This is a genomic window from Micromonospora sp. NPDC052213 (genome assembly GCF_040679695.1).
GTDB lineage: Bacteria > Actinomycetota > Actinomycetes > Mycobacteriales > Micromonosporaceae > Micromonospora.
The window spans coordinates 1-16,088 of sequence record NZ_JBFAVI010000161.1; the positions used below are offsets into that span (position 1 = coordinate 1).

Here is a 16,088-nt window from a genome sequence, read left to right on the forward strand (position 1 = left end):
GGTCTGACCACCCGGAGCCGGGTGGGCTGCCCGGAACCCCCGACGCCGATCACGACGACGCCCGCAGCGACGCGGTGCCGAGCTTCTCCACCACGGCCCGGACGTGCGCCCCCGGACGCAGCGGCACGGCGGCGGTGGCCGCGCCGGCGAGGAACACCCAGCCCTCGCGCAGGCGCACCCCGTGCCGGCCCGCGAGGCGGATCCCCTCGTCCAACGCCCGGCGCGGGTCACCGAGGATCGCCGCGGTCGAGCCGACCTGGGCCACCCGCCCGTCGACCTCCAGCAGCACGCCCAGGTTGTCCAGCCCGTCCGGCACCGGGCACCACGGCCCGACCACGAACGCGGCGGCCGACGCGTTGTCGGCGACCACGTCCGGCAGCGAGAAGGTGAAGTTCGCGTACCGGGAGTCGATCAGCTCGATCGCCGGGGCGACCGCCCGGACCGCGTCGGTGAAGTCGCCGACCGGCTCGCCGGGCTCGGGGAGCCGGTCCAGCAGGAACGCCACCTCCGGCTCGGCCCGGGGATGGATGAAGTCGCCGACCTCGACCGTGCCGCCGTCCGGCACCCGCATCGTGTCGGTGAGCCGACCCCAGATCACCTCGTCCACGCCGACCTGGGCCATCTTCGCCTTGCTGGTCAGGCCCATCTTCAGCCCGACCAGCCGCTCGCCCCGGTCCAGCCGGCGCTGCAACAGCGCGGTCTGCACCGCGTACGCGGCGTCGACGTCCAGGCCGGCCTCGGCCGCCAGTTGCGGGATCGCGCTGGCGGTGTCGGCCGCCACGCCCAACCGTTCGGCGATCCCCGCCGTGTCCGGGCCGATCACCGTGCCACCTCCGTTCGCGACTGCGGGGCTCGCAAAAACCGGCTCACTCCTCGCGCTCACAACGATTCCTCCTTGCCGGCGAGGTCCAGCGCCACGTCCACGATCATGTCCTCCTGCCCGCCGACCATCCGGCGCCGGCCCAGCTCGACCAGGATCGACCGGACGTCCACGCCGTACTTGTCCGAGGCCCGCTCGGCGTGCCGCAGGAAGCTGGAGTAGACCCCCGCGTACCCCAGCGAGAGCGTCTCCCGGTCGACCTGCACGGGCCGGTCCTGCAGCGGCCGGACGACGTCGTCGGCGGCGTCCATCAGCGCGAAGACGTCGCAGCCGTGCTTCCAGCCGTGCAGCTCGGCGACGGCGACGAAGACCTCCAGCGGCGCGTTGCCGGCGCCGGCGCCCTGCCCGGCCAGTGAGGCGTCCACCCGCACCGTCCGGCCGTGCGGCGCGCCGAGCGGGCCGTCGCCGAGGATCCGCCCGTGCTCGACCGCGACCACGCTGTTGGCCACCCCGAGCGACAGGTTGTGGTGGGCGTGGATGCCGATTTGCGTCGCCGGCTCCAGCACCTGCCGGTACGCGTCGACCCGCTCGGCCACGTCGGACATCAGCAGCCGGCCACCGGAGTCGGTGACGTAGACGCAGTGGGCCCCGTACGACTCCATCAGTTTGGCCTGGGCGGCGAGCCCGGCCGGATCGTTCATGTGCGACATCATCAGGAAGCCGGAGACGTCCATGCCGTTCTCGCGGGCCCAGGAGATGTGCTGGGCGGAGATGTCCGCCTCGGTGCAGTGGGTGGCGATCCGCACGCTGGTCACCCCGAGCGCCTTCGCCGCCCTCAGGTCGGCGATGGTGCCGATGCCGGGCAGCAGCAGGGTGGTCAGCTTCGCGGTCGTCAGCACCTCGGCCGCCGCCGAGATCCACTCGGCGTCGCTGGCCGCGCCGTGGCCGTAGTTGACGCTGGAGCCGGCGAGCCCGTCGCCGTGCGCCACCTCGATGGCGGCCACCCCGGCCGCGTCGAGCGCGGCGGCGATGGTGCGCACCTGGTCGACGGTGTAGCGGTGCGCGATGGCGTGCATGCCGTCGCGCAGCGTCACGTCCTGGATGTACAGGTCGGTCATGCGGTCACCTCCACGGCGGCGTCGCGGTCGGTCACCGCCGCGCGCAGGGCCACCAGCCGCTCCGCGGTGCGCAGCGCGGCCGAGGTCATGATGTCCAGGTTCCCGGCGTACGCCGGCAGGTAGTGCCCGGCGCCGGAGACCTCCAGGAAGACGGAGACCTGCAACCCGGTCAGGTGCCGACCCAGCGACGGCACGTACGTGTCGACCCGGTCGAACTGCACGTCCTGCTTGAGCCGGTAGCCGGGGACGTACTCCTGGACGGTCGCCACCATCCGCGCCACCGAGGCGGCGATCGCGGCCCGGTCGGCGTCGGCGTCCGGGCAGAGGCAGTAGACCGTGTCCCGCATCAGCAGCGGCGGGTCGGCCGGGTTGAGCACGATGATCGCCTTGCCGCGCTCGGCGCCGCCGACCACCTCGATCGCCCGGGCGGTGGTCTCGGTGAACTCGTCGATGTTCGCCCGGGTGCCCGGCCCCGCCGACTTCGAGGCGATCGAGGCGACGATCTCCCCGTACGCGACCGGGGTGACCTGGCCGACGGCGGCGACGATCGGCACGGTGGCCTGCCCGCCGCAGGTCACCATGTTGACGTTGCGCTCGTGCAGGTGCTCGTCGAGGTTGACCGGGGGCACGACGTACGGGCCGACGGCGGCGGGGGTCAGGTCGACCACGGTGCGGCCGTGCCCCCGCAGCACCGCGTCGTTGTGCCGGTGCGCGCCGGCCGAGGTGGCGTCGAAGACCAGCTCGACGTCGGCGAACTCGGGCATCGCGACCAGCCCGTCGACGCCCTCGGCGGTGGTCGCCACGCCGAGGCGCCGGGCCCGGGCCAGGCCGTCGGACGCCGGGTCGATGCCGGCCATCGCCACCATCCGGAGGCTGTCACTCAGCCGGAGCACCTTGATCATCAGATCGGTGCCGATGTTGCCCGACCCGATCACCGCCACTCCGACAGTCATGCCGCCTCCTCCGACGACGAGAAACACGTCCGGACCGAGCCGAGGCCGGAGACCCGCGCCTCGTACGCCGCGCCCGGGGTCACCGGCACCATCGGGCCGAGCGCCCCGGAGAGCACCACGTCGCCCGCGCGCAGCGGATCGCCGGAGCGGGCCAGCGTCTGCGCCAGCCACTCCAGCGCGTGCAGCGGGTTGCCCAGGCAGGCCGCGCCCGCGCCGACCGACACCGGCTCCCCGGCGTGTTCGAGGACCATCCCGCACAGCCGCAGGTCCACGTCGGCGAGGCGGCGCGGCGTGGTGCCCAGCACGAACAGGCCGCTGGAGGCGTTGTCGGCGACGGTGTCCACGATGGAGATGTCCCAGCCGGCGACCCGCGAGTCGACGATCTCGATCGCCGGCAGCACGTGGTCGACCGCCCGGACCAGGTCCGCGGTGGTGACCCGCTCGTCGGGCAGGTCCGCGCCGAGCACGAAGGCGACCTCCGCCTCCACCCGGGGCTGGAGCAGCCGGTCGATCGCCACCTCGGCCCCGTCCGGCACCGCCATCGCGTCGGTCAGCACGCCGAAGTCCGGCTGGTAGACGCCGAGGCCCTCCTGCACCGCCCGCGAGGTCAGCCCGATCTTCGCCCCGACCCGGCGGTGGCCCCGCTGCAACCACTGCCGCACCTGGAGCTGCTGGACGAGGTACGCCGAGGTGACGTCCCCCTCGGGCAGCAGCCGCCCGCGCAGCGGCGGGCAGGGTTTGCCGTTCTCCCGCGCCTCGACAAGTTCCCGGGCCGCGGCTTCGTAATCCGTCATGTCAGGTCCACGCAGACGTTGGTGAGTTCGGAGTAGAAGTCGAGCGAGTGCACGCCGCCCTCGCGCCCGATCCCGGACGCCTTCACCCCGCCGAACGGGGTGCGCAGGTCGCGCAGGAACCAGGTGTTCACCCAGACGATGCCGGCGTCGAGCCGGGCCCCGGCCCGGTGCGCCCGCCCGACGTCCCGCGTCCAGACCGTCGCCGCCAGGCCGTACTCGGTGCCGTTGGCCAGCGCGTACGCCTCGTCCTCGTCGTCGAACGGGGCGACGTGCACCACCGGGCCGAAGATCTCCTCGGTGTTGGTGCGGGCGTCCGGGCCCAGCCCGGTCAGCACCGTCGGCTGCACGTACGCGCCGCCGTCGCGGGCGTCGCCGAAGGCCGGCGTGCCACCCCCGGCCAGCACCTCGGCGCCCTCGGCGCGGGCGAGGTCGTAGTGGCCGAGCACCTTGGCGCGGTGCTGGTGCGAGATCAACGGCATGTTGACGGTGGCCTCGTCGGCCGGCCAGCCGTACGGCAGCTCCCCGGCCCGCTTCGCGAGCCGGGCGGTGAACTCCTCGAACACCGGGCGCTGCACGTAGATCCGCTCCGTGCAGAGGCAGACCTGCCCGCCGTTGGTGAAGCTGGAGCGGACGGATCCGGCCACGGCCGCGTCGAGGTCGGCGTCGGCGAAGACCAGCCCGGCGTTCTTGCCGCCCAGCTCGAAGGAGACGGCCTTCACGCCGTCGGCGGCGGCCCGCATGATCGCGCCGCCGGTGGCCGACTCACCGGTGAAGGTGATCGCGTCGACCCCCGGGTGTCGGGTGAGGAACTCCCCGGCCGAGTCCGGGCCGAAGCCGTGCACCAGGTTGAACACCCCGTCCGGCACGCCGGCGGCGGCCATCACCTCGGCGAGCAGGGTCGCCGACGCGGGAGTCTCCTCGCTGGGCTTCACCACCACCGCGTTGCCGCAGGCCAGGGCCGGGGCGACCTTCCAGGTGAGCAGCAGCAGCGGCAGGTTCCACGGCACGATCACCGCGACCACGCCGACCGGCTTGCGGACCGCGTAGTTCAGCGCCCGGCCGCCGGTCGGGGTGACCGTGGTGAAGGACTCGGTCGGCGCGGTCGCCACGATCTCGGCGAAGGCGCGGAAGTTCGCCGCGCCGCGCGGGATGTCCAGGGTGCGGGCCTGCGAGATGGCCTTGCCGGTGTCGGCGACCTCGGCGGTGACCAGGTCGTCGAAGCGGCGCTCCAGCTCGTCGGCGACCCGGCGGAGCACCTCGGCGCGCTCCCGCTCCCCCATCCGGCCCCACGGCCCGCGCAGCGCCGCCCGCGCGGCGGCGACGGCGTCGTCCACGCGCGCCCGGTCGGCCTCCACGACCTCGAAGACCGGCTCGCCGGTGACCGGGCTGCGCTTGGTGAACCGGCGCCCGGCGTCGACGAACTCGCCGCCGACGAAGTTGCGCAGCAGACCCGGACCGTCGGGCGCCCGCCCGGTCATCAGCCGGGGATCCCAGGTGACGGTCATCGACGCCTCCCTCGGTTGATCGCCACGCCGACCGCGCCGGCCAGCAGCGCCGCCGCGCCGGCGGCCACCGCACCCAGCACCCGGTGCTGACGGCGGACGCGCCGCACCACCTCGGCGTACGGGGTGGTCGAGAAGGACACCAGCTCGTACCGGGAAACGTACCGGCCCGGCAGCGCCCGTTCCAGCGCGTGTTCGACCTTCCGGCCGGCCTGGAACAACGGGGAGGCCACCTTGTCCCGCATCTCCACGAAGTTGGCCAGCGCCATCCGCGCGATGGCCTCGGCGTTGGCCTGCCGCCGCTGCTGGAACAGCGGCAGCGCCGCGGACCAGTCGTCGGCGCACTCGTCCAGGCAGCGGTCCAGCTCGACGACGTCCTCGAAGGCGCAGTTGGCGCCCTGGCCGTAGAACGGGACGATGGCGTGCGCCGCGTCGCCGAGCAGGCCGACCCGCCCGTCCGCCTGCCACGGCGTGCAGCGCACGGTGCCGAGCACGCCCACCGGGTTGTGCTGGTAGTCGTCGACGAGGTTCGGGGCGAGCGGCGGCAGGTCGGGGTAGTGCTCCGCGAAGTGCCGTTCGATCGCCGCGGGGCTGCCCAGCGAGGCGAAGCTGGCGGTGCCGTGGGTGGGCCAGAAGAGCGTGCAGGTGAACGAGCGGTCCGGGTTCGGCAGGGCGATCATCATCGAGGTGCCGCGCGGCCAGATGTGCAGGGCGTCCGGGTCGAGGGCGAAGTCCCCGCCCAGCGGCGGGATCGTCAGCTCCTTGTAGCCGTAGTCGAGGAAGTCCAGGCTCTCGGTCAACAGCCCGTACGCCAGCAACTGCCCGCGCACCGCCGAGCCGGCGCCGTCGGCGCCGAGCACGACCGACGCGCTGGCCGCGACCTTGCCCGCCGGAGTCTCGAAGGTCATCTCGCCGGTGGCCGGGTCGAGCCCGACCAGCCGGTGGTCGAAGGCGGTCCGCACCCCGGGCAGGGCGGTGGCCGCGTCCAGCAGGGCGTTGTTCAGCGCACCCCGGCTGATCGAGTTGATCGCCCGGTCGCCGGAGGCGCTGTACGACTGGAACTGCGGCTCCCCGACGACCGGGTGGACCATCCGGCCGCGCATGGGCAGCGCGTCGGCGAGCACCTGCCCGTCGAGGCCGATGCGGCGCAGCGCGTCGAGACCCCGCTCGGAGAGCGCCAGGTTGATCGAGCGTCCCCGCTCGACGGTGCCGGTACGCGGGTCGGGCCGCCGCTCGTAGAGCGCCACCGGGTAGCCGCGGCGGGCCAGGAAGCAGGCCAGCAGGCAGCCGGCCAGGCCGGCGCCGACCACCGCGATCTCGTCCCGTTCCTCGGTCATGCCTTGACCTCCACCGTGGTGGCCAGCGCGTCGGCGACCCGCCAGCAGTCGTGGTACGTGGAGTAGAGCGGCACCGGGGCGAACCGGATGATGTCCGGTTCCCGGGCGTCGGCGATGACGCCGTGCTCGTGCCGCAGCCGCTTGGCCAGCCCGGCGGCGCTGCCCGCGCCGATCCGCACCGAGAGCTGGCAGCCCCGCCGCTCGGGCTCGCGCGGGGTGACCACGGTCAGCGGGCGGTCCGCGGTCACCTCGTCGAGCAGCCCTGCCAGGTAGCCGGTGAGCCGGATGCTGCGCTCGCGCAGCGCCGGCATGCCGACGGAGTCGAACAGCTCCAGTGAGGTCCGCACCGGGCCCATCGCGAAGATCGGCGGGTTGGAGACCTGCCACGCCTCCACGGTGGCCGGCGGGCGGGAGACCGGGGTCATCTCGAACCGGGTCGCCGCGTCGGTGCTCCACCAGCCCTCGAAGCGCGGCAGCCCGGGGTCGCCCAGGTGCCGCTCGTGCACGAACACGCCGGCCAGCGCGCCCGGCCCGGAGTTGAGGTACTTGTAGGAGCACCAGGCGGCGAAGTCGACGTCCCAGTCGTGCAGGGCCAGCGGGACGTTGCCGGCGGCGTGCGCCAGGTCCCAGCCGACCACGGCCCCCGCCGCGCGGCCGGCGGCGGTGATCGCCGGAATGTCCATCAGCTCGCCGGTGAGGTAGTTGACCCCGCCGAGCAGCACCAGCGCCACCCGGTCGCCCTCGGCGGCCAGGTAGTCGGTCACGTCCTCGGTGCGCAGGGTGTCCTCACCGGCGCGGGGGCGCAACCGGACGACGGTGGCGTCCGGGTCCAGGCCGTGGAAGCGGGCCTGGCTGCGCACGGCGTAGCTGTCCGAGGGGAAGGCGCTGTCCTCGATGACGATCCGGGTCCGCGCCCCGGCCGGCCGGTAGAAGCTGACCATCAGCAGGTGCAGGTTCACCGTCAGCGAGTTCATCACCACGACCTCCGCCGGGGCGGCGCCGACCAGTCGCGCGGCGGGCGCCGTCAGCAGCTCGTGGTACGGCAGCCAGGGGCGCTCCGCCTCCAGGTGGCCCTCGACCCCCAGCCGGCTCCACGCGTCCAGGTCGGCGAGCAGCTCGCCACGCGTGGCCCGCGGTTGCAGGCCGAGGGAGTTGCCGGCCAGGTACGCGGCCTCGGGGTAGCGGCCGCCGTCGGCCGCCGGCACGTGGAACAGGTGGCGGTGCCCGGGGTCGGCGGCGTCGCGGCGGTGCGCCTCGGCCTCGCCGGCGGCGAACCCGGAAGAGTCTGGTGCGGGGGTGTTCATGGGGTGTCTCGCTCTCCGGTCACATCGCGGTCCGGGCCGACCACAGCTCGGGGAAGACCACCCGGGCCATGCTGCGCTGCAACCACGCCAGTCCGGCGGAGCCGCCGCTGCCGACCTTGGCGCCCATTGTGCGCTGCACCGCCTTGACGTGGTGCTGTCGCCAGTCGCCGAACTGCTCGGCGACCTCGGTCAGCGCCTCGCCCAGCAGCCGGAGGTGGTTGTCCGGCCCGGCGTGGGCGTAGATCCGCACCCAGGCCGCCTCGACGGCGGCGTGCGGCTCGTGCTCGACGGCGACGTCCCGGTCCAGCAGGTCGGCCGGGAGGTCGTGGCCGTGCCGGGCGAGCAGCGCGAGCACGTCGTCCCAGACGCTCGGCGCGGCCAGGGTGGCCCGCAGCTCGGCGTACACCTCGGCCTGGCGCCGGAACGGCCGGATCAGCGCCTCGTCCCGGAGCCCGAGCAGGAACTCCAGGTGCCGGTACATCGCCGACTGGAAGCCGGAGCCCTCGCCCAGCAGGTTGCGGAACCGGTTGAAGTCGGCCGGGGTCATCCAGCGCAGCCCCTTCCAGGCGGCGTTCAGCGCCTCCAAGTGCAGGGCGGCACGGCGCAGCGGGGCCAGCGCGTCCCACACCCGGTCGGCACGCAGCAGCCGCTGGGTCTCGCGCAGCTCGTGGCAGGTCAGCCCGAAGTACAGCTCCATGATCTGGCTGACCATCAGGAAGGACATCTCGCCCGGGTCGTCGCTCAGCGGTCGCTGCAGCCGGTGCAGCGTGCTGGCCTGCACGTACGCGTCGTACGGCACCCGCTCGGCGAACTCCAGGGTCGGCTCCCCGCCGTTGCGGGCCGCTCGGGCGGCGCGCTGCCCCGGGGTGACCGGGCGTACCGCCGCCCGGGTGGGCGCCCGCAGGTCCGTCTGCTCCACCGCTCCTCCTCTGCTCGCTGGGTGCGCCGACCTGACCGGGCCGGGTGACCGACATGATCTCGCGGTGGAACGGGCAGATGGAATGCCGGATCAACGGCTCTACCGCCCTCCGACCTGCGGCGCGGAAGGTGCGAGCGCGATTCGGCTTGGAGAAAGTAAGGTCGCCTCATGGACGACATGGACTGGGCGCTGCTGCGGGAGCTGCAGGCCGACGCGCGCCTCTCCTTCAGCGAGCTGTCCCGGCGGGTGCACCTGTCGCCGCCGGCCGTGGCCGAGCGGGTGCGCCGGCTCGAGGAGGCCGGGATCATCGCCGGCTACCACGCCCACGTCGACCTGACCCGGGCCGGCCGCACGGTGGTCGCGTTCATCCGGATGTCCTGCTACGGCTCGCGGTGCATCCTGCACGACCCCGAGGTCGCGGGGTGGCCGGAGATCCTGGAGATCCACCGCATCACGGGCGACGCGTGCAGCATGCTGAAGGTGGCGGCCGGGTCGATCGGGGAGTTCGAGGCCGTCATCGACCGGCTCGCCCCGTACGGCCAGCCGTCCAGCACGATGGTCCTGTCCACCCCGCTGGACTGGCACCCCGTCACCCCGCTCTCCTCCCCCCGCCACCGCTGACCGCGATCCGGGTTTGCCCCGGGGCCAGCGGGAAAGCAGGCGCTGTTGCCCGGGGAGGATTCCGGTGATCGTCACCGGAAGGGGGGATCATGCCGGTGTTCACAGCGTTCACACGTGCCCTGACCAGCGCCCTGTCCGTGTTGGGGCTGGTCGGGGCGTTCGTCCTGATCACGATCGCGCCCGCGCCCGCGCGGGCGGGCGAGAACACCTTCGTCGAGGTGGTGCCCAACAGCGCCCAGGCCGGCACCCGGGTCAGGATCCGGGCCAGTTGCGACAACGCCAACAACCGCCAGGCCACCGTACGCTCCGACGCCTTCGGGGGACCGGTGGTGCTGCGGCCCGACAACGGTTTCCTGACCGCCCAGGCCACGATCCCGGGCAACAAGCAGCCCGGGGACTTCCCGGTCGACCTGCGCTGCGAGAACGGCAACACCGCGACGACCACGCTCACGGTGCTGAACATGGAGCAGCCCACGAAGGGGCCGGCGACCGGGGGCGGCGGCACCGCCGGCGGCACGGGCACCCGCTCGGTGCTGCTGGTGGGCGGCCTCGCCGCGGTGGCCCTGGCCGTGGGCTTCGGATTCCTCGGCAACCGTCGTCGGACCGGGACCGGTTCCTGACCCCCCGCCGCCATGGCCCGCTCCCAGAGGCGTACCAGGCGATCCGACCCGGGCCGGGTCAGGCGATCCGACCCGGGCCGGGTCCGGGCGACCACCCGGCGGGCGCTGCGGGCGTCCCGCCGGGCCGCGGCCGCCACCGTCCGCCGGCTGCGGCGGGTGGCCGGGGAGACGGTGTCGGCCAGCGTCGCCACCACCGACCCGGCGGTCGGGCCGCTGCCCACCCGACCCCGGCACCGCTGGGTTGCCGCCGGTCGCCGGCTGGCGCCCGGCCGGAACCCCGGACTCCCGGTCCTGGTGATCGGGACGCTGATGGTGCTGATCATCGCGATGCTCGCCGTGGAGCGGGTCGCCGGCGTGAGCGTGCTGCCGGACCGGTTCATCGCGGGGCTGCGGCCACCGCCGAAGAAGTTCCCGGTGCTGCCCGCCAGCCCTCCCGTCGACATCACCATCGACCCGATCGACGTCCGGGCGCCCGTACACGACGTCGGCATCGCCCCGGACGGCAGCATCGGCGTGCCGGACGCCGCCCGCGCCCAGGAGGCCGGTTGGTACGACCAGGGCCCCACCCCGGGGCAGTACGGCCCGGCCGTCATCGTCGGGCACGTCGACACCTCGACCGGGCCGGCGGTCTTCCACAAGCTGCGGGACCTGCGGGAGGGCGACCCCATCGAGGTCACCCGCGCCGACCGCTCGGTGGCGGTCTTCGAGGTGGACACGGTCGAGCGCTTCGGCAAGGAGCGGCTACCCGTCGACGAGGTCTTCGGCGACTTCAGCCGCCCCCGGCTACGCCTGATCACCTGCGGCGGGCGTTGGGTCGGCGGGGAGACCGGCTACGCCGACAACGTGGTGGTCTTCGCGTCCCTCGTCCGATCCCGCACCGCCTGACCGGGGCGGCCTCGCGGGTCAGGCGGCCTCGGGCTCACGCAGGTCGAGCCAGTCGGCCCAGCGGGGGTCGGGCGCCCGGTGGCCGAGGACCCGCCAGGCGGTGCCCTTCGGGGCGGCCGGCAGCGCGTGCAGCCGCCAGCCCAGCTCGGCCGGGGTCTTGTCGCCTTTGGTGTGGTTGCACCGGGCGCAGGCCGCGACGACGTTCTCCCAGGCGTGCCGGCCGCCACGGCTGCGCGGGAAGACGTGGTCGATGGTCTCGGCGGGGCCCCGGCAGTAGGCGCAGCGCCAGCCGTCCCGGGCGAAGATCGCCCGCCGGGAGAGCCCGACGTGGGTGCGGTAGGGCACCCGCACGAAGCGGGTGAGCCGGACGACCGACGGCACCGGCAGCGCGTTGCGGGCGCTGTGCAGGACGCCGTCGCCGTCGGCGACGCAGACCGCCTTGGCGGAGAGCACGAGGATGGCGGCACGACGCACGGACACGACACACAGCGGCTCGTAGGTGGCGTTGAGGACCAGCGCACCGGAGCCCACCGTGGGTCGTATGTCAGGCATCGCGATCACCCTCCCGGTTCAGCGGCCCCGCACTCACCACCGCCGACCGGGAAACGGGCACAGCGACCCACCGCGGCCGACGCCGGCCGGATCACCGACGTCCGTGCGCCCATCGTCCCTGATCGGCCCCCGGATTGCACGTACTAATCCGGGGGTCCCTCCGGAAGCGTTTCCCCCGTCTGTCACGATGACCGGTTCGCCCTCGTACGGGCCGCCGCGACCCGCGCCGCGCGGGGCCCCGGTCACGGCCCGGAGGGTCGGCGGGAATACGCGGCCCGCGGTGCGGTACGAAGACAGCGTGACCGCCAGCCTCCCGCCGCTCGCCCTGCCCGCCGTCGAGGCGCCGACGCCGGACCCGTCGCCGACCTGCCTGGACGACGCGCTCTGCCGCAGCGTCTTCGACATCACCAACTCGGTGTGGTTCGCCGAGGGCAGCTACTGGATCCTGCTCAAGCCGCTGCGGATCGTCATGATCCTGCTGCTGGCGGTCGCCGCCCGGTGGCTGGTGCACCGGACGATCAGCCGGCTGGTGCGCACCACCACCGACGCGGGCGTGCCCACCATGCTGCGGCCCCTGCGCGAACGGATCCCCACCGCCGCCGCCGAGCCGGGCGAGTTCGTCCCGGAGCGGCGCCGCCAGCGGGCCGAGGCGATCGGATCGGTGCTGCGCAGCCTCAGCACGGCGTTCATCTTCGGCATCGCGGTGCTGATGGTGCTCAAGGAGTTCAGCTTCGACCTGGCCCCGCTGCTCGCCAGCGCCGGCATCGCGGGCGTGGCGCTCGGCTTCGGCGCGCAGAGCCTGGTCAAGGACCTGCTCGCCGGCCTGTTCATGCTGATCGAGGACCAGTACGGCGTCGGCGACACGGTGGACCTCGGCGAGGCGACCGGCGTGGTGGAGTCTGTCGGGTTGCGGGTCACCACCGTCCGCGACGGGCGGGGCGTGCTCTGGTACATCCGCAACGGCGAGATCGTCCGGGTGGGCAACAAGAGCCAGGGCTGGGCCCTGGTCGTGGTGGACCTGCCGATCGGCTTCGCCGGCACCGAGCAGGCCACGGCGGTGCTGCGGACCGCGGCCGCCTCGGTGGCGGTGGACCCGGAGCTGGCGCCGGAGATCGTCGAGGCGCCCGAGGTGCTGGGCGTCGAGCAGATGACGGTCGAGGGCGCGGTGATCCGTACGGTGGTCAAGACGACCGCCGACGGGCAGTTCGCGGTCGGCCGGGAGCTGCGGCGCCGGCTGGCCGAGGCGCTGGAGAACTCCGGCATCACCGCGAAGATCGCGGCCGCCCGGCTCTATCCCGGCGTGCCGATCGCCGCCCCCGGCGAGACCGGGCAGGGCGGCGCGACCTGAGCCGGCCGGGAGTCCATCGGCGGGGGTCGCGGTCCGGGCGGCCCCTCGGGTATCGTCCGTTCGTTCAGTCGGAGATGCGACGATCAATCCGTTCGCCCTAGCCAGTTGTCAGACGATCGGGCAGAATCCGGTGCACGCGCTCCCCCAGAGCGTGATCACGTCCTCGCTGATCCGTGAATCTGACGACGGTTCTCGGGCCCGTCCATCACGAGTGGACCGCCCCGGGAACGATGGAGGCGACGGTGCCCGACGAGCGACCATCCCCGGAAGGGCCGGCAACCTTCCGTGAGGTGTTCGTCGATCGCGAATACCGCGCCGTCTTCACGGCGAGCGCTCTCTCCTGGATCGGCGACTACATCGCCAAGGCCGCGGTCACCCTGCTGGTCTACGAGGCGACCCGGTCGGTCGCGCTCTCCGCGGCCGCGTTCGCGGTGAGCTATCTGCCCTGGCTGGTCGGCGGCCCCCTGCTCGCGACGCTCGCGGAGCGGCACCGCTACCGGCAGGTCATGGTGGTCTGCGACCTCGTCCGGATGGTGCTGATGGTCGGCATCGCCATCCCCGGCATTCCCGTCCCGCTGATCCTGGCGCTGCTCTTCGCCACCACCCTGGCCAACCCACCCAGCCAGGCCGCCAAGTCCGCGCTGATCCCCCTGATCCTCACCGGGGACCGGCTGGTGTTGGGGCTGTCGATCAACAGCAGCGTGGGCCAGGCCGCCCAGGTCGTCGGCTACCTCGCCGGCGCGGCCATCGCCGCCTTCAACCCCACGGTCGCGCTCCTGATCAACGCGGCGACGTTCGCCCTGTCGGCCGCGCTGGTCCGCTTCGGGGTGGCGGACCGCCCGCCGGCGATGACGGCCGCCCACCGCAGCCACCTGTTGCGGGAGACCGCGGAGGGCTTCCAGATCGTGTTCGGCACCCCGGTGCTGCGGGCCATCGCCGTCCTGGTCTTCGCCGCCATGCTCTTCTCCGTGGTGCCGGAGGGCCTGGCCGCCGCCTGGGCCAGCGAGCACGCCGGTCGTCTGGACGCCGGCACCGCCCAGGCGATCATCATGGCGGCCAGCCCCGTCGGCTTCATCGTCGGCGGCCTCGTGGTCGGCCGGGCGTTCGGGTCGGACCGGCGGCTGACCATGATGCGGCCGTTGGCGGTGCTCTCCCCGCTGGCCCTGGTGCCCGCCCTGTTCGACCCGCCGGCGCTGGTGGTGGCGCTGCTCGCCGCGGCCTCCGGGTTCGCGGTCGCCGGCATGCTCCCCGTGGCCAACGGCCTTTTCGTCCGGGCCCTGCCAGCCGGCTTCCGGGCGCGCGCCTTCGGGGTGATGGCCACCGGCCTCCAGGTGATCCAGGGCCTGGCCGTCCTGATCACCGGGCTGTTGTCCGAGCGCTACCCGATCCCGATCGTGGTCGGGGTGTGGAGCGCGGTCGGCGTCCTGCTGATGACGCTCGTCGCCCTGCGCTGGCCGAGCCGGCCGGCCGTCGACGCGGCCGTCGCGGGGGCCGAGGCGGCGGGCAGGGCGACAGCGGGCACGGCGGTCCCGCTGGCCGCCGGTGCCGGTACGGAGACGGGGCCGTCGGGGGACGGCCGGCGCGGCCCGTCGGAGCAGCTCGACGGCGATCCGGTGGGCGGCCGGCCGGGCGAGCCGGGCTACCAGCGGCACGCGGTGAGCTGACGCACAGCCGCCACCCCCCGACGCCGCGGATGGCACCTGGCAGGATGGAACGGTGAATCCCGCAGGTGAGTCCGACCGTCCCGGCGCGTCGATGACCCTCTTCGAGGCGGTGGGCGGCGAGCCCACCTTCCGCAAGCTGGTGGACGAGTTCTACGCCGGGGTCGCCACCGATCCGCTGCTGCGTCCCATGTATCCCGAGGAGGACCTGGGCCCCGCCGCGGACCGACTGGCCCTGTTCCTCATGCAGTACTGGGGCGGCCCGCACACGTACTCCGCCCAGCGCGGGCACCCCCGGCTGCGGATGCGCCACGCGCCGTTCCGGATCGGCGCCGCCGAACGGGACGCGTGGCTGCTGCACATGCGCCGCGCCGTCGACCGGCTCGACCTGCCGCCGGAGATCGCCACCGCGCTCTGGGACTACCTGGAGCGGGCCGCGTACTTCATGGTCAACATGATGGAGGACCCGGCCGGGCCCGCCTGACCGCGCGCCGGGCACGGGGGTCGGCTCGGGGCAGGCCGCGTCGGCCCCGGACGGTCTCGGCTCGGCGCAAGACCGTCTCCGCTCGCAACACGGCCGCCTCGGCTCGGAGCAGGACGACCTCGACTCAGAGCAGGGCGCCCTCGTCGTGCAGCCAGTCGACGAAGCTGGTGGCCACCGCCGCGCCACAGTCGAGCATCTCGACCAGGAGCGCGTCGTGCGCCCCGGCGCCGAACGGCACCTGCAGCTCCGCGTAGATCGGCAGCTGCCCGCGCTCCGTCGGGTCGCCGATGTAGGCCTTGCAGAAGCGGCGGGTGTGGTTCCACTCGTTGACCACCCGGTAGGCCCGGTCGGCCCAGTCGGGCGGCACCGTCGCGTGTGGACGGGCCCGCATCACCAGGATCTCGTCCTCGGGGCCCTCCAGGGTGACCAGCACCGCGTGCCGCTCCCACATGGCCAGCAGGTTCCCGTCGCCGTCGGCCAGGTAGCGCACGTCGAGCAGGTCGAGCGCGTCGCAGACGCGACGCAGGGTGACCGGCTCGACGGTGGCCGGCATGTCGGCCATCACGGGTCGCTCGGCCGCCGGGCAGTCGTCTCCCGGCTGACGGGGGGCCGGTGGTCCGACCCGGACGGTGCCCTCCACTGTGATCCCGCTCCGACTGTCCGGATCGCCGCCACCGTTGGCGGGACCGGGGCGCCATGACCACCACGGCATCGTTCGCGCACCTCACTCCCCAGCGGATCCAGCCGCCTACGGTGCGTTGGATCCGAGGATGGACGGTACCCGGACAGCCGGGTTGAAGCACCCCCCCAACGACAGCCCCAGGACAGAAGAATGACCACGGGTCATCCGAACGGATGACCTCAGAGGGGCCGCACGGCAAGATCCGTAGCCTTCTGCGACCAGGTCGCTCCGTAAGGTCCCACGAGTCCGACCCAACGGCCGACCGTACGCACCTGGACGTCGCCCGCGCCGGTCGCGCCGGCAGCCTCCCCGGCGGCGCCCAGGAAGCCCATCCGGACCAACCCCTGGACCATCCGCTGGGTGACCTCGACCGGCTCGCCGGGCGGGTCGTCGGGGGTGACCACCACCGGCACGTGGTCGAGCAGCGCGTCGCGCAGCGCCCGCTGGCCGACCGCCCGGCCGGCCACGCCGTGCGCGGCGGCGTCGCG

At 73.8% G+C, this 16,088-nt stretch carries 16 protein-coding genes and 1 pseudogene; 6 read left to right on the plus strand and 11 right to left on the minus strand.

Annotated features, from left to right (window positions below):
• Window positions 1-49: 49 nt before the first annotated feature.
• From AB0L34_RS27330 to AB0L34_RS27365, 8 genes are read right to left on the minus strand one after another with little or no spacing between them, the layout of a single operon-like run.
• A complete protein-coding gene (locus AB0L34_RS27330) occupies window positions 50-823 on the minus strand; it encodes a fumarylacetoacetate hydrolase family protein (protein WP_363707796.1) in 774 nt (257 codons plus the stop codon).
• Window positions 824-879: 56 nt separating this feature from the next.
• Window positions 880-1,938, minus strand: coding sequence for a 4-hydroxy-2-oxovalerate aldolase (dmpG, locus tag AB0L34_RS27335; protein WP_363707798.1), 1,059 nt, complete (start codon window positions 1,936-1,938; stop codon window positions 880-882).
• Window positions 1,935-2,891 (minus strand): acetaldehyde dehydrogenase (acetylating), encoded by a 957-nt coding sequence (locus tag AB0L34_RS27340; protein WP_363707800.1) that lies wholly within the window; start codon window positions 2,889-2,891, stop codon window positions 1,935-1,937. Before AB0L34_RS27340 ends, dmpG begins: the two co-directional genes overlap by 4 nt.
• Window positions 2,888-3,685 carry a fumarylacetoacetate hydrolase family protein gene (locus tag AB0L34_RS27345; protein ID WP_357462928.1) on the minus strand — a complete coding sequence of 266 codons (798 nt, stop codon included), beginning with the start codon at window positions 3,683-3,685 and terminating at the stop codon, window positions 2,888-2,890. Before AB0L34_RS27345 ends, AB0L34_RS27340 begins: the two co-directional genes overlap by 4 nt.
• Window positions 3,682-5,163: a 2-hydroxymuconic semialdehyde dehydrogenase gene (locus AB0L34_RS27350; protein ID WP_363707808.1), complete on the minus strand. Its 1,482-nt coding sequence runs from the start codon at window positions 5,161-5,163 to the stop codon at window positions 3,682-3,684. The genes AB0L34_RS27345 and AB0L34_RS27350 overlap by 4 nt, the downstream gene beginning before the upstream one ends.
• Window positions 5,164-5,186: 23 nt before the next feature.
• Window positions 5,187-6,524, minus strand: a complete 1,338-nt coding sequence (locus AB0L34_RS27355) for an NAD(P)/FAD-dependent oxidoreductase (RefSeq protein ID WP_357462930.1) — start codon at window positions 6,522-6,524, stop codon at window positions 5,187-5,189.
• Window positions 6,521-7,828 (minus strand): kynureninase, encoded by a 1,308-nt coding sequence (kynU, locus tag AB0L34_RS27360; protein WP_363707802.1) that lies wholly within the window; start codon window positions 7,826-7,828, stop codon window positions 6,521-6,523. Before kynU ends, AB0L34_RS27355 begins: the two co-directional genes overlap by 4 nt.
• 19 nt (window positions 7,829-7,847) lie before the next feature.
• Entirely contained in the window at window positions 7,848-8,747 is a 900-nt protein-coding gene (locus AB0L34_RS27365) for a tryptophan 2,3-dioxygenase family protein (protein WP_363707804.1), read from the minus strand.
• A gap of 168 nt (window positions 8,748-8,915) precedes the next feature.
• Between AB0L34_RS27365 and AB0L34_RS27370 the strand changes: the two genes are divergently transcribed.
• From AB0L34_RS27370 to AB0L34_RS27380, 3 genes are all read left to right on the plus strand, one after another.
• Entirely contained in the window at window positions 8,916-9,368 is a 453-nt protein-coding gene (locus tag AB0L34_RS27370; RefSeq protein WP_357462939.1) for an Lrp/AsnC family transcriptional regulator, read from the plus strand.
• A 137-nt stretch (window positions 9,369-9,505) separates the two neighbouring features.
• Window positions 9,506-9,988: a hypothetical protein gene (locus AB0L34_RS27375; protein WP_363707810.1), complete on the plus strand. Its 483-nt coding sequence runs from the start codon at window positions 9,506-9,508 to the stop codon at window positions 9,986-9,988.
• Between the two features lie 105 nt (window positions 9,989-10,093).
• Window positions 10,094-10,873, plus strand: coding sequence for a class F sortase (locus tag AB0L34_RS27380; protein WP_363707812.1), 780 nt, complete (start codon window positions 10,094-10,096; stop codon window positions 10,871-10,873).
• An 18-nt stretch (window positions 10,874-10,891) separates the two neighbouring features.
• Here AB0L34_RS27380 and AB0L34_RS27385 read toward each other — a convergent pair whose 3' ends face one another.
• Entirely contained in the window at window positions 10,892-11,425 is a 534-nt protein-coding gene (locus tag AB0L34_RS27385) for an HNH endonuclease (RefSeq protein ID WP_357462945.1), read from the minus strand.
• A 298-nt stretch (window positions 11,426-11,723) separates the two neighbouring features.
• Between AB0L34_RS27385 and AB0L34_RS27390 the strand changes: the two genes are divergently transcribed.
• The 3 genes from AB0L34_RS27390 (at window position 11,724) to AB0L34_RS27400 (ending at window position 14,918) form a co-directional block, all read left to right on the plus strand.
• Window positions 11,724-12,773: a mechanosensitive ion channel family protein gene (locus AB0L34_RS27390; RefSeq protein ID WP_363707806.1), complete on the plus strand. Its 1,050-nt coding sequence runs from the start codon at window positions 11,724-11,726 to the stop codon at window positions 12,771-12,773.
• Between the two features lie 230 nt (window positions 12,774-13,003).
• Window positions 13,004-14,437 (plus strand): MFS transporter, encoded by a 1,434-nt coding sequence (locus AB0L34_RS27395; RefSeq protein ID WP_363707814.1) that lies wholly within the window; start codon window positions 13,004-13,006, stop codon window positions 14,435-14,437.
• A gap of 91 nt (window positions 14,438-14,528) precedes the next feature.
• Complete coding sequence (locus tag AB0L34_RS27400) at window positions 14,529-14,918, plus strand: globin (RefSeq protein WP_350708727.1); 390 nt, start codon at window positions 14,529-14,531, stop codon at window positions 14,916-14,918.
• 124 nt (window positions 14,919-15,042) lie between these two features.
• On the opposite strand, the gene AB0L34_RS27405 is transcribed toward AB0L34_RS27400, so the two are convergent.
• Window positions 15,043-15,630 (minus strand): YbjN domain-containing protein, encoded by a 588-nt coding sequence (locus AB0L34_RS27405; RefSeq protein ID WP_350708519.1) that lies wholly within the window; start codon window positions 15,628-15,630, stop codon window positions 15,043-15,045.
• Between the two features lie 149 nt (window positions 15,631-15,779).
• A pseudogene (locus AB0L34_RS27410) lies at window positions 15,780-16,088 on the minus strand (hypothetical protein); the annotation flags it as partial.

Bases quoted from the DNA above. Each gene is read 5' to 3' on its own strand.
- dmpG (WP_363707798.1), bottom strand. From the start codon at position 1,938: ATGACCGACCTGTACATCCAGGACGTGACGCTGCGCGACGGCATGCAC.
- AB0L34_RS27340 (WP_363707800.1), bottom strand. From the start codon at position 2,891: ATGACTGTCGGAGTGGCGGTGATCGGGTCGGGCAACATCGGCACCGAT.
- AB0L34_RS27345 (WP_357462928.1), bottom strand. From the start codon at position 3,685: ATGACGGATTACGAAGCCGCGGCCCGGGAACTTGTCGAGGCGCGGGAG.
- AB0L34_RS27350 (WP_363707808.1), bottom strand. From the start codon at position 5,163: ATGACCGGGCGGGCGCCCGACGGTCCGGGTCTGCTGCGCAACTTCGTC.
- AB0L34_RS27355 (WP_357462930.1), bottom strand. From the start codon at position 6,524: ATGACCGAGGAACGGGACGAGATCGCGGTGGTCGGCGCCGGCCTGGCC.
- kynU (WP_363707802.1), bottom strand. From the start codon at position 7,828: ATGAACACCCCCGCACCAGACTCTTCCGGGTTCGCCGCCGGCGAGGCC.
- AB0L34_RS27370 (WP_357462939.1), top strand. From the start codon at position 8,916: ATGGACGACATGGACTGGGCGCTGCTGCGGGAGCTGCAGGCCGACGCG.
- AB0L34_RS27385 (WP_357462945.1), bottom strand. From the start codon at position 11,425: ATGCCTGACATACGACCCACGGTGGGCTCCGGTGCGCTGGTCCTCAAC.
- AB0L34_RS27395 (WP_363707814.1), top strand. From the start codon at position 13,004: ATGGAGGCGACGGTGCCCGACGAGCGACCATCCCCGGAAGGGCCGGCA.
- AB0L34_RS27400 (WP_350708727.1), top strand. From the start codon at position 14,529: ATGACCCTCTTCGAGGCGGTGGGCGGCGAGCCCACCTTCCGCAAGCTG.
- AB0L34_RS27405 (WP_350708519.1), bottom strand. From the start codon at position 15,630: ATGCCGTGGTGGTCATGGCGCCCCGGTCCCGCCAACGGTGGCGGCGAT.